Origin of the sequence: Duganella fentianensis (assembly GCF_964031615.1) — a bacterium.
In the GTDB taxonomy this organism is placed as follows: Bacteria; Pseudomonadota; Gammaproteobacteria; order Burkholderiales; family Burkholderiaceae_D; genus Rugamonas; species Rugamonas fentianensis_A.
Genome location: NZ_CAXIQN010000020.1, coordinates 128366 through 141044, shown reverse-complemented (window position 1 = coordinate 141044; position 12679 = coordinate 128366). Strand labels below are relative to the sequence as shown.

Annotated in this window: 11 protein-coding genes; 6 read left to right on the top strand and 5 right to left on the bottom strand. The window is 61.2% G+C overall.

The window, feature by feature from the left end; translation table 11 throughout:
* Positions 1-36: 36 nt before the first annotated feature.
* Entirely contained in the window at positions 37-1977 is a 1941-nt protein-coding gene (locus tag ABNT42_RS15165) for a type IV pili methyl-accepting chemotaxis transducer N-terminal domain-containing protein (RefSeq protein ID WP_348698320.1), read from the top strand.
* A 42-nt stretch (positions 1978-2019) separates the two neighbouring features.
* Positions 2020-2685, top strand: a complete 666-nt coding sequence (locus ABNT42_RS15160; RefSeq protein ID WP_348698319.1) for a response regulator — start codon at positions 2020-2022, stop codon at positions 2683-2685.
* 95 nt (positions 2686-2780) lie between these two features.
* Here ABNT42_RS15160 and ABNT42_RS15155 read toward each other — a convergent pair whose 3' ends face one another.
* Positions 2781-3056, bottom strand: coding sequence for a heavy-metal-associated domain-containing protein (locus ABNT42_RS15155; protein ID WP_348698316.1), 276 nt, complete (start codon positions 3054-3056; stop codon positions 2781-2783).
* Between the two features lie 203 nt (positions 3057-3259).
* Between ABNT42_RS15155 and ABNT42_RS15150 the strand changes: the two genes are divergently transcribed.
* The 3 genes from ABNT42_RS15150 (at position 3260) to ABNT42_RS15140 (ending at position 6145) form a co-directional block, all read left to right on the top strand.
* On the top strand, positions 3260-4459 hold the full coding sequence (locus ABNT42_RS15150) for an NnrS family protein (RefSeq protein WP_348698314.1): 1200 nt from the start codon (positions 3260-3262) through the stop codon (positions 4457-4459).
* 76 nt (positions 4460-4535) lie between these two features.
* The gene (locus tag ABNT42_RS15145; RefSeq protein ID WP_348698312.1) at positions 4536-4913 is read left to right on the top strand and encodes a hemerythrin family protein; all 378 of its coding nucleotides are present in this window, start codon (positions 4536-4538) and stop codon (positions 4911-4913) included.
* Between the two features lie 131 nt (positions 4914-5044).
* Entirely contained in the window at positions 5045-6145 is a 1101-nt protein-coding gene (locus ABNT42_RS15140) for a branched-chain amino acid ABC transporter substrate-binding protein (protein ID WP_348698862.1), read from the top strand.
* 60 nt (positions 6146-6205) lie between these two features.
* On the opposite strand, the gene ABNT42_RS15135 is transcribed toward ABNT42_RS15140, so the two are convergent.
* From ABNT42_RS15135 to ABNT42_RS15120, 4 genes are all read right to left on the bottom strand, one after another.
* The gene (locus ABNT42_RS15135; RefSeq protein ID WP_348698310.1) at positions 6206-8443 is read right to left on the bottom strand and encodes an outer membrane beta-barrel family protein; all 2238 of its coding nucleotides are present in this window, start codon (positions 8441-8443) and stop codon (positions 6206-6208) included.
* A 124-nt stretch (positions 8444-8567) separates the two neighbouring features.
* Positions 8568-8906 (bottom strand): PilZ domain-containing protein, encoded by a 339-nt coding sequence (locus ABNT42_RS15130; RefSeq protein ID WP_348698308.1) that lies wholly within the window; start codon positions 8904-8906, stop codon positions 8568-8570.
* Between the two features lie 75 nt (positions 8907-8981).
* Positions 8982-9647, bottom strand: a complete 666-nt coding sequence (locus ABNT42_RS15125; protein ID WP_348698306.1) for a Crp/Fnr family transcriptional regulator — start codon at positions 9645-9647, stop codon at positions 8982-8984.
* Positions 9644-10378 carry a helix-turn-helix domain-containing protein gene (locus ABNT42_RS15120; RefSeq protein ID WP_348698305.1) on the bottom strand — a complete coding sequence of 245 codons (735 nt, stop codon included), beginning with the start codon at positions 10376-10378 and terminating at the stop codon, positions 9644-9646. Before ABNT42_RS15120 ends, ABNT42_RS15125 begins: the two co-directional genes overlap by 4 nt.
* A 297-nt stretch (positions 10379-10675) precedes the next feature.
* Between ABNT42_RS15120 and ABNT42_RS15115 the strand changes: the two genes are divergently transcribed.
* Positions 10676-12634, top strand: coding sequence for an EAL domain-containing protein (locus ABNT42_RS15115; RefSeq protein ID WP_348698303.1), 1959 nt, complete (start codon positions 10676-10678; stop codon positions 12632-12634).
* The last annotated feature ends 45 nt before the right edge of the window (positions 12635-12679 follow it).

The following is a 12679-nucleotide window of genomic DNA, read 5'->3' as shown; positions in this document are numbered from 1 at the left end:
GCGCTATTCACCAATTCTATCCGGACAGGCCAGCTGATGGTGCTGCCCACTCTGTTCGCCAACTGGCACAAGCTGTCGACCCGTATCGTCGGCCTGCTGCTGAGTTTTCTCGCCGTCGCCCTGCTGGTGATAGGCTCGACGCTGCTGCTGTCATGGCAGCTGGAAGGCAGCGCTGCGGCCATCAACGTGGCAGGTAGCTTGCGCATGGATAGCTACCGGATGGCCATGCTGGCCGGTCAGGTCGATGATGTGGGCGCCGATCCCCGTACGCGCGACCACTTGCTGTTTCAACTGCAGAGCATGGAAGAGAAACTGCATCTGCTGCAGCGTGGTGATCCCCAGCGGCCGCTGTTCCTGCCGCCTACCGCCTCGATCCGTGATATGTTTAATGGCGTGTTGCAGCAGTGGCGCACGGAACTGGCACCGCAAGCCCATGAATGGCTGGGCCAGCCCGCTTCGACGCCTGCCAGCATGCGTGCCTTGCAGCAGCGCAGCGAGCGCTTTGTGGCGCGGGTGGACGAGCTGGTGCAGCGGATCGAACGCGACAGCGAAAACCGTACCTTCTGGCTGCGCGCTTCCCAGCTGACACTGCTGGGGCTGGCACTGGTGGGCACGGTCAGCATCATCTACCTGCTGTTCGATATGATTGTGGCCCCCGTGACCCGCCTGCAGGGCGGTCTGGAACGCATGCGCGAGAAGGATTTCGGCGTGCGTCTGCCGGTCGACCGCAAGGACGAATTCGGCATGCTGGCCAGCGGCTTTAACCAGATGGCCGACCGCCTGCAACTGGTGTATGGCAATCTGGAGCAGATGGTCAGCATAAAGACGCAGGCGCTGGAACAGCAGAACCGCGAACTGGCACTGCTGTATGACAGTGCCGCCTTCCTGCAGCAGCCGCAGCCGGCCGAAGCCATGTGCCGTGGCTTCCTGCAGCGGATCAGCGGGTATTTCGGTGCCGATGGCGGCACTGTGCGCATCCTCGACCCGATACAGGGCAATCTGCACATGCTGGTTTCGCAGGGTATTTCCGAGCGGCTGGTGGAAACCGAGCGTTGCCTGAAAGTGGGCGACTGTCTGTGCGGCGATGCCGTAGTCAAGAAAGTGGCAGTGATCCACGATCTGCGCAAGATGGATGGCGGGCACCAGCTGGAATGCCACAAGGAAGGCTTTGCCACCGTCTCCATCTTCCACCTGTACGCCCAGCAGCAGCATCTGGGCTTTTTCAATCTGCACTTCCGCAAAGCCACCGTGTTCAGTCCGGCCCAGACAGCCTTGCTGGAAACGCTGGGCCAGCTACTCGGCACGGCGATCGAAAACCAGCGGCTGGAAGGCCGCTCGCGCCAGCTGGCCGTGTCGGAAGAACGCAATCTGGTGGCGCAGGGCCTGCATGACAGTATTGCGCAGGGCTTGAACTTCCTGAATCTGCAAGTGCAGATGCTGGAACAGTCTATGCAGCAACGCCACTGGGAAGAAGTGGAAAGCATCGTCCCCGCACTGCGCGCGGGGGTGGACGAGAGTTATCAGGATGTGCGCGAGCTGCTGCACAATTTCCGCACCCGTCTGCAGGAAGGTAATCTGTTGAGCTCGCTGGAAGCGGTGGTAGATAAATTCCGGCGCCAGAGCGGCATCGTGGTCGATATCGTGGCGGAAACTGAAGGCCCGCCATTCCCCAGCGAACAGCAACTGCAATTGCTGTTCATCGTGCAGGAAGCGCTGTCCAACGTGCGCAAGCATGCGGGCGCCAGCCGGGTCTGGGTGCGGCTGGAAGACCACGACGACTTCGTGCTCAGCATCCGTGACAACGGCCACGGCTTCGAGCCGGCCGCACTGGAAACGCTGGGCGATTCCCATGTGGGCATACACATCATGCGCGAGCGGGCGGCCCGTATAGCGGCTGACCTGAACGTGCAGTCGCAGCCGGGGCAGGGCACCCAGGTCACGCTGCATCTGGCCAGAGCGCAGCGGCGTGCGGCCTGATGGCTGGCGTCTTAGACGAGATTTAACGAGAGAGGTTTTTGCATGGATACACCGGACACCCCCATCAGCGTGCTACTGGTCGATGATCACACCCTGTTCCGCAGTGGCATACGTTCGCTGCTGCAGCGCCATGCCGACTTTGCCGTAGTGGGCGAGGCGGCCGATGGTGTGGAAGGCATCAAGCGGGCGCAGCAGCTGAAACCGCAGGTGATACTACTGGATCTGAATATGCCCGGCATGTCGGGGCTGGAAACGCTGCAGCTGCTGCTGCAGGACTGTCCCGATAGCGCGGTGGTGATGCTGACCGTGTCGGAAGATGCGGAAGACCTGAGCACGGCCCTGCGTGCCGGTGCCAGCGGTTATCTGCTGAAGAATATCGATACCGAATATCTGACCCGTGCGATCCGCCGCGCCGCCGCCGGTGAAACCGTGGTGGCGGAAGCCATGACGGCCAAGCTGGTAGCCCAGCTGCAAGGCGGTGCTGCACCGGCCGCCGCTTCCGAGCTGGACAAGCTGACCCCGCGCGAGCGCGAAATCCTCGATTGTCTGGCCCGTGGCGGCAGCAACAAGAGCATCGCACGCACGCTGGAGCTGGCCGAATCCACCGTCAAGATCCATGTACAGAACGTGCTGAAGAAACTCAAACTCAGCAGCCGGGTGCAGGCCGCCGTGTACGCTGTCGAGCATCGCCGCCAGAGCGGCGGCTGAGCTCGTCTGATGCGAGGCTAGAAATAACAACGGAGCGCCTTGGCGCCCCGTCGGGAAGATGGCAGGCGGCCAGTGCGCCTGCGTGCGGGGCTCGTTTAGCCGCCGCAGCAGCCGCCGCAGCAACCGCCAGCGCGTGGGTTTTGCGGAGCGGCAGCGCCAGCCGATACATAGCTGGGGTAGCCGGCAGCTTCCAGGCTGGCCGTCATGCGCAGCGGCGAGGTGCGGTTTTCATCGAACTGGACGCTGGCGAGGCAGTCGCGCAGGGATACGCGGACTTCTTCTACGCCGCTCAGTTTGAGCAGAATTTGCGTAATGGTATCGGCACTGCCTTCGTCTTCCATCTGATCGATATTGATTACCGTGTTTTGCATGATTCGTCCTTCTGTGTCATAAAGTTTTTGATTGCGGCATTAGCCTAAGCGAAAGCGGCCGTGCTGGCTACGTGCTGGCGCCGTAAAACGGGGAAGAATCGTGATTTCTTGATCTGGATTATCGAACTTGGGGCGCCCGCTACCGTTTTGGCGGATTAAGTCCGACAATGCCAGCCGTATCCGAAACTGAAAACTTGATCATTATGAGTCTGCTCTCCATCGACGAACCACCTGCCGCACGTCACACCGGCCATCCGGTCTGGCGCCTCGGCTTCCGCCCCTTCTATCTGTGCGCTGCTTTTTTTGCCGCGCTGGCCATTCCCCTGTGGATGGCGCAGTACTACGGCTGGATACCCCAACTGGCCAGCTTGCGCCTGCACGTCGGCTTTGCCTGGCATATGCACGAGATGGTGTATGGCATGGGACTGGCCGTGGTGGTCGGTTTCCTCTACACGGCGGCATATAACTGGACGGGCTTCTGGACTCCCGTGCGTGGCCATCTGGCTGCGCTGGTGGCGCTGTGGCTGGCCGGACGGCTGGGCATGCTGCTGGCACCGCCCGCACTGGCTGCTGCGCTGGACTGGCCCTTCATACCGACCGCGGCGTGGCCGCTGCTGCAAGTGATGCGCAAGGCGAATAACCGGCGCAATTATTTCCTCGTCGGCATACTGGGTCTGCTGGCCATCAGCAATGGCGTATTCCATGCCATCGCGCTGGGCTGGCAGGGGCTGCCTGCGGCCGCGCCCATCCATGCTGCCATCTTCCTGATCGTGGTGATCGAGGCCGCCATCGGCACCCGCATCATTCCCATGTTCACCCGTAACGGCGCGCCCGGTTCGGCACCGCTGGTGCAGCCGCGGCTGGATAAAGTTTCGCTGGGGCTGCTGGTGCTGTCGGCCTGCGGCTGGCTGTTGTCTTTCCCGGCATGGCTGTTCGGCCCGCTGGCACTGCTGGCCGCTGCGCTGATCCTGCTGCGCCTGTGGCGCTGGGATGCGATGGCGACGCTGACCCGTCCGCTACTGTGGATCATGCATCTGTCCTACGCATGGATAGCCGCCGGACTGGTGCTGCTGGCACTGGCACGCTGGCAACTGGTCAGTGCCAGTACCGGCTTCCATGCGCTGACGGTAGGTTCGATGGCGGGCCTGATACTGGGCATGATGACGCGTACCACGCTGGGCCATACGGGACGGCCGCTGGTGGCAGGGCGGGCCGAGACGCTGATCTTCGTGCTGATACAGGCGAGCGCCTTCCTGCGCGTGGCCACGGCACTGGGCTGGGAAACCGAACAGGGGCTGGTGATGCTGCTGGCAGCATCGTGCTGGACGCTGGGCTTTGCCAGCTATGTGGTGGTGTATCTACCGTACCTGACGACACCGCGTCTTGATGGAAAACCCGGTTAATCCGTGGGGATTTTGATCTGCGTCATAGAATGTACAGAAGCTTGCGGGCATAGTGCCGTGCGAGGAGGAATGTAACATGGAAGAACGTGGTTGGAAGCCGGATATGGCATTGGGCATCCCGCTGTTCGATGAGGCGCATCAGGCGCTGGCCGAACAGATCGATGCGCTGATGGACGCATCCGATGCTGATTTTCTGGAAGGGCTGCAGCAGCTGATCGAATGTCTGGAAGAAGATTTCCGGCATGAAGAGGCGCTGATGGAAACCATCAATTATCCGGCCATCAAGCAGCATCGCGAACAGCACGCGCGTGTGCTGGCCAGTCTGCACCAGCTCGATGAAACGGATATTGCCGCCGGCAAGGAAGCGGTAAAGCTGGTGCTGCCGTGGTTCCACGCCCATCTGGCCACTGCCGATACGGCGCTGGCGCGGGCTTTGCAGGCGGGTGCTGTCTAGTCTTAGGGTTGGCCTCCGGCAGTTCTGCAAAATTGCCTGCCGGATGGTATTCTTGTGCCTTCACTCATGAGGGCATTATGTCAGTAATAACAAAAAAACTGGTCCAGGCTATCGCGCTGGGCTGCGCCGCCATGGCCACCGCACAAGCGGAAGACATCATCAAGATCGGCCATGTAGCAGCGACTTCGGGCGGTATCGCCCATCTGGGCAAGGATAACGAAAACGGTGCACGCATGGCCGTGGACGAACTCAATGCCAAGGGCGTCGTCATTGGCGGCAAGAAGTACCGCATCGTGCTGCAGGCGGAAGATGATGCCGCCGATCCCAAGCAGGGCACCACCGTGGCACAGAAGCTGGTCGATGCCAAAGTGCAGGGCGTGATCGGGCATGAGACGTCCGGCACCACCATTCCCGCTTCGCGCATCTATCACGATGCGGGCATTCCGCAGATTTCCCCTTCGGCTAGCGCGATCCAGTATACCCGTCAGCGCTACAACACCACCTTCCGCAACGTCGCTAACGACGAGCAGCTAGGCGCCGCACTGGCGCGCTATGCCATGCAGAACATGAAGGCGCAGCGCATCGCCGTGATCGATGACCGGACCGCCTATGGTAAAGGGCTGGCCGATGAGTTCATCAAGAACGTCAAGCGCCATGGCGCGGCCACTGGTAGCAGTATCGTGAACACCCAGTTCACCACCGACAAGGCCACCGATTTCAATGCGATTCTGACGGCGGTGAAAGCCAGCAAGCCCGATATGATTTTCTTCGGCGGCATGGATGCCGTGTCCGGCCCCATGCTGCGCCAGATGAAGCAGCTGGGCATGCCATTGCGATTCATGGGCGGCGACGGCATGTGTTCGGACGGTGTGCCGCGTCTGGCCGGCGAAGCACTGGCCGACGATCAGGTGATCTGTGCCGAAGCGGGTGGCGTGGAACCAGCGCAGGAAAAAGGGCTGGCCGATTTCCGCGTGGCTTATCGCAAGAAGTTCGGCATCGAAGTGCAGACTTATGCGCCGTATGCCTATGATGCTTTGATGACGATGGTGGAAGCCATGCAGAAAGCCGGATCGCCGGATCCGGCCAAGTATCTGCCCGTGCTGGCCAAGAGCACCCACAAAGGTGTGACCGGCAATATCACCTTCGATGAGCGGGGCGATGTGAAAGATGGCGTACTGACCATCTTCACTTTCCGTAACGGCAAGCGCGTCAAGCTCGCCGTGGTCAAGTAAGCCCAAGTTAGCTCAGGTAAGCTCAACTGAGCCCAAGTAAGCCCGCGTTCGTCCTCAAAGTTAGCCCTGCGGGGGCGGGCCGCCAAAGCCGGGGCCACCGGGGCCACCCGGTGGCGGGCCCATACGGGGCTCGTGCGATTCGGCGTCCTTATTCGGGCCGCCAAAGCGGTAGGATAGTCCCAGATAGAACACGCGCCCGTCAAAGCGGCGCGTGCTGGTTTCACGCAGCGTGGCGCTATCGACCACGGTTTCCATCTTGTTGGTGTTGAACAGATCGGTCACCGTGGCCAGCATGCTCAGGCGTGGCGTCAGCATCTGCCGCACACTCATATTGAAGGTGGAATTGGGCGAGCGGTAGCCCTGACCGGACAGCATCTTGCCCTGCATCTGCAAGGCCATCTGCACTTGCGTCGCTGCGCTAGCGGCATAGTTCAGCCGCACGCGGCCACTGAGCGAATTGGCCGTGCGGGTGTTCAGCAGGCCCTGATCGTCCAGCGAGCTCTGCTGCATGCGCATCAGGTTGCCGCTGGTATTGAGGGTCAGCTCAGGTGTCAGTTTGCCGCTGACAGTGAATTCCAGTCCGCTGGAATGACTGCCTTCGCCATTGCGGCGCGTAGTCAGCAGTACGTTATTGGCCAGCAGCGTGCGGTAATCAACGATGGCATCCGTATCGCGCCGGTAGTAGCTGCGCAGATTGGTTTCCAGTCCGAACAGCCGGGTTTCATAGCCCACTTCGAAGGAATCGGTCTTGGTTGGCTTGAGGAGCGGATTGCCGGACGAAATATTGAACTCGTCGCGGTACACCACGTAGGGGTTGAGGTCGTTGGCGTTAGGCCGGCGGATCCGCCGCGCATAGGCAAAGCGCAGGGTGGATGCCTCGCTCAGCCGGTAGGTGGCGAACAGGCTGGGCATGAAGTTCAGGTAGTTATTCGTCGCCTCGATATTGCTGGTGTACTGGTGGATGTCCAGTGCCGTATGCTCGGCGCGCAGGCCGGCCTGCAGGCCCCAGTCATCGTTCAGGCGCAGCTGGTAGGAGCCGTACAGCGCCGTCACAGTTTCTTCCAGCTGGTAGCGGTTGCTGCGCGCCGGATTCAGCGTCACCACCGAGGTGGCGGGATTGATGTCGGTGTATTCGGTTTCCGCGTCGCTGGTATTGCTGGCGACCTTGAAGCCGGCTTTGGCGCTGCCGCCCCACAGCGGACGCTCGTAGTCGCCCGTGAAATCGACGATGCGCACGCTATTGTTGCTGTGCTGGCTAGCGCGGGTGTTGGGCAGGTTAGCACTGGCGTAGGTGTTGGCGTACTGATTGTCGCTCTCGTTTTCCGAGGCCGACACGCGCAGATCGAGCTTCAGCAACTCGTTCGGCAGTTCGCCCTTGTGGTCGTAGCGGCTACCCCAGCCGAAGTTGCGCGCTTCGCCCGTGCGCTGGGTGGTGCGCACATAATCGGTCAGCGGCTGGAGCGCAGTCGCGCCGTTGAGATAGTGATCGACGCCATGCTGGTCATTGCTACGGGCGTTGTAGTTGGCACTGGCGGCCAGCGTGTCGGTGGCGTTGAGGTTGTAGTTGATGGTGGTGTTCACGCCCGACATATCGTTCAAGCCCGCGCTGTTCGATTGCTGGCTGCTGTGCACCCAGTTACCATTGCTATCGAGCCGCTCGCGGCTGACGTCGGCGGTGGAATTGCGGCCATCGTGGCGGATATGCGCGCCGCCCTGTATGCCCCATGGCCCTTCGTTGTAGCTGCCGGAGAAGGCGCTGTTGTAGCGGCCTTGCACGCCGGCATTGGCATTCAGATTGGCAAAGCCACCGGCCTTGCGGTTGCGCCGCATCACCAGATTCAGGATCGGGCCACCGCCGCCTTCGTTGCCGAACTGGGCGCCGGGATTGTTGAGGACTTCCACGGATTCGATATCGTCGGCCTGCATGGCATTTAGCGTGGCGCCACGGTTTTCGCCTTGCAGCATGGCCGAAGGTTTGCCGTCCACCAGTATCTGCACATTGGTGCTGCCGCGCAGGGTGACGGTGCCGTCCGGATCGACGGCGACCGAGGGCACGTTGTTGAGCGCGTCGGCTGCCGAGCTATTGCTGGTACTGATGTCGGATTTCACATCGTAGACTTGGCGGTCGATGCGGTTGGTGGGGCGCTCGCCGGCCACATTGACAGACTGGATCACGGCCGGGGTATCAGCAGTTTTGCCGGCCACAGGGCGGGCGGGCACGGGCGCCGGCGTGGCGCTGGATTGGGCCAGTGCAGCCAGCGGGCTGGCCAGACAGGCACTCAGTAGAATTTTTTGCATGGAGCGAGGGCTAACTAGAGCTAGGTTGCGACAGCACAGCAGCAGGCTGTCAGTGCAGCAATGATAACGCTGCTCCAAACAAGAATAATTGTTATTTACAATACTTTACTTGCGCAACACTGGCTTACTCTTCTTCCGGTGGCGAAGTCAGATAGTCGGCAATCTTGAGCGCGCAATCGGCCGGCATGGAGAGGAAATAGGCGTCGTTGCGATAGCGCCCATGGGTGCCCACATGGGCGCTATGCAGCACGGTGAGTGCCACATGGTTGACAATGCTGCAGGCAGGGAAGCTGAAATGCAGCACATAATTTTCCCCGATCGGCATGGGGTGATCGCTCAGAAACGATACCCCATGGCGCGAGATGTCAATAATTTGCGTAACAGTGTTGTGCTGCCCATCCATATCGGACAGATGGGCATCCACTTGCAGCAGGCGCTTGACGTGTTCTCGTCGGGGATCCATAGGCTGGGCCGGGTTAAAAACCACAGTATGCCAGAACCCCGGCGTGCCGACGAGAAACTGCGCAAAGCTTACAACTTAGGCCATGGCCGGCACTTCCGTCAGCGGCATACCGGCGGCTAGCTGTTCCAGTGCCGGGCGCGACTGCACCACAAAACCGCGCTGGCCCAGCGAAATCCAGCCGTTACGCTTGAGCAGGCTCAGGGTACGGCTCACCGTGGCCGGCGTTAGTCCCAGATAGTCGCTGATTTCCTGCCGCGACATGGGCAGTGCAGCGTGGTTTTCCTCGGCCGGATCGGCTGGCGCCTTGCCGGCCCGCTGGAGCAGGAACAGCACAATACGCTGGCAGGCGCCGGCGCTGCGCAGGGTGGCTGCAGCGATCTGCTGGCGTTCGATTTCGCGGCTCAGCATGGCGCTGAACAGATCGCAGCTATACGGTTCGCGGTCCATCAGCTCGGCCAGCTGGCGGTAGGGCACCAGATCGAGTTCGCAGTCGGTCAGTGCCAGCGCCGAGGCGTGGCGTTCCGGCTCGCCTATGGTATCGACGCCCAGCCAGTCACCCGGCTGGACGAAATCGATAATCCGTTCGACCCCGTCCGGACATTGCTGATACAGCTTGATATGGCCGCTGCGCACATAGTACAGCTCGCCATTTGCAGCGTCATGCATCTGGAACAGATGCTCGCCGCGCGCAAGGGCCAGCGGAGTACCCAGCTGACATTGGGCCAGTTCGAGGTCCATCATGCTGCCGCCAGCATAGCTTGTTCAGGCTGCGGCTCGTGGCCGAAAGCCATGGTGCGCAGGGCGCTCATGTCCAGCAGTTTGACGTCGCGCCGGCACAGCTCGAACAGGGCGCGCTGTTTGAACTGCAGCAGCAAGCGGCTGACGCATTCGGCTGTCACGCCCAGATAGCTGGCGATATCGCAGCGCGACATCGGCAGGCGGAATTCTTCCGGCTGGTAACCATAAGTCGCCTGACGCTCGGACAGGGTCAGCAGCAGATCGGCCATACGCTGTTCGGCTTGTGTATTGCGCAGCATCAGCGCGGCGCGCTGCTCGCGGCGCATTTCACGCGCCAGCAGGGCATGCAGGTGGGCCCGCATGACGGGGCGGCGGCGGCCTTCGAAGGCATGACGGTTCCAGCTGATGCTGCAGACCACGCTGTCTTCCAGCGCGACTACGCTATTCGAATACTCGAGCTGGTCGAGGGCATCGAGGCCGATAAAGTCCGGTGCCAGCGCAAAGCCGATCACGTGCGATTCGGCATCCGGTGCCGAAGGTCCGCGCACGACTTTGAAGCTGCCGGAGCGGATGTGGTAGATCTGATCCCCCACGGCCGAGCCGGCTTCGTACAGGCTGGTGTGCCGTTCGATGCGGATGCGGTGGCTGGTGGTCTGGCTGCCGGCGGCGGCGCCGACACACTGGGTACGTTGGCTGCAGACGCTGCAGTTGTTCTGTTCGATGGAGTTTGCCATGTCGCTCTTCTACTATTGGTACGATGAAGAGATGGTATTGAAGCAGGTCAGGGTTTTCCTTGATGCAGATCAAAAATGAAAAGATTTGCTATGGTTGATCTACATCAATTATTTTTTTGTCGTAAATCGGTACTCTTCGTTCACTGATATCAAGTACCAAAAAGGATTTCCATGACTAACGTGGCGCAAGCACGGGCCACTGTTGCAAAAGCCGAGAACGAACTGTGTGAAGTTTTCTCCGGAGCGACACTCGATGCATTACCTGAACAAATAGCATTGCTCGGCCGGGGCGGCGTGATGCTGGACGCAAACGCAGCGTGGCGTAATGCCGTGCATGCGGGACGTCACCCGGCCGAACAGGCACACCGCGCCGGCGTCGAAGCCGTGCTGTCGGGGCAGTTGCCGGCCTACCATACCGAGTACGGCAGCGCCGATGGTGGCGCCCACTTCAGCGTTTCCGTGCTGCCGCTCGATGGCAATGCGGCGCTGGCCATCCACCGTGATATCACTTCGCAGCGCAAGGCCGAAGCTGCGCTGCGGGTGGCTGCCACCGCTTTCGAAGCGGCGCAGGGCATGATGGTGAGCGATGCCGATGGACACATCCTGCACGTCAATCAGGCGTTCACCCAGATTACCGGCTATAGCGCTGCCGAAATTGTCGGCAAGACGCCCAGCATACTGAGTTCCGGCCGCCATAGCGCCGAGTTCTATCAGCATATGTGGCAACAGATAGCCCGCGAGGGCTGCTGGGAGGGCGAGATCTGGAACCGCCGCAAGGATGGCGAAATCTATCCCGAACATCTGACCATCACGGCGGTGCGCGATCAGCACGGCAAGATCAGCAACTACGTGGCTGCGCTGACGGATATCACGCTGAGCAAGGCGGCCAATGATGAAATCCGCAGTCTGGCCTTCTATGATCCGCTCACCCAGCTACCTAACCGGCGCCTGCTGCTGGACCGCTTGCGTCAGGTGGTGGCCAGCAGCACCCGCCATGACCGCTACGGCGCGCTGATGTTCATCGATCTGGATAACTTCAAGACGCTCAACGACACCATGGGCCATAACGTCGGCGACCAGCTGTTGCAGCAGGTGGCCGAGCGGCTGCTGTGCTGCCTGCGCAAAGGCGATACAGTAGCGCGGCTGGGCGGCGACGAATTCGTCGTGCTGGTGGAGGGGCTCAGTAGCGATCCCCGTGCGGCGGCCAGCGAGACGGAGGCACTGGGTTCGAAAATCCTCGCCTCGCTGAACCGGCCGTATCTGCTGGGTACCCACCGCTGCCGCAGCACCCCCAGTATCGGCGCCACGCTGTTCCACTGCGGCGAATCGCCGCTGCCCGATGATCTGCTGATGCAGGCTGATATCGCCATGTATCAGGCCAAACAGGCCGGCCGTAACGGCATGCGCTTCTTTGATCGCCAGATGCAGGAACGCATCAGCGCCCGCGCGCGGCTGGAAGGCGATCTGCGTCAGGCCATCGAGCGCCAGCAGTTCGAACTGCACTATCAGGTGCAGGTGGACGAATGCGGTATGGCGCGTGCAGCCGAAGGTTTGCTGCGCTGGCGGCTGGAGGATGGTAGTCTGGTGCCGCCGGGAGATTTCATTGCACTGGCTGAAGAGACGGGGCTGATCCTGCCGATCGGCCACTGGGTGCTGGAGACGGCCTGCAAGCAACTGCGCGCGTGGCAGTCCGATCCCGAGATGGAGCCGCTGATCCTGTCGATCAATGTCAGCGCATCGCAGTTCCGCCAGGCCGACTTCTGCGACGAGGTGCTGCGCATGGTAGCCCACTACGGCATTCTGCCGTGCCGGCTGAAGCTGGAGCTGACGGAAGGCCTGCTGCTGGAAATGGTAGAAGAAACCATCGTCAGCATGCGCCGTCTGCGCGATGTGGGCGTGCGCTTCTCGCTTGATGATTTCGGCACCGGCTACTCCTCGCTGCAGTATCTGAAGCGGCTGCCGCTCAACCAGCTGAAGATCGACCAGTCCTTCGTGCGCGATCTGGTCAGCGATTCCAGCGATCAGGCCATCGTCCAGACCATCATAGCCATGGCGGCCAGCCTGCAGCTCGATGTGATTGCGGAAGGGGTGGAGTACGAAGCCCAGCGCGATAAGCTGGAAGAGATGGGCTGTATGCGCTATCAGGGCTTTTTATTCAGCCGCGCCGTGCCCGAGCCGCAGTTCCGCGCCTGGGTCCATGCGGCCCATGCGATACGCCGCCAGCATGCCGATCCGTCGCTGGAACGGCACGCCTAGTTCGCTCTATCGCGGCAAAAGGGCAGGTGTTCTACCTGCCCTTTT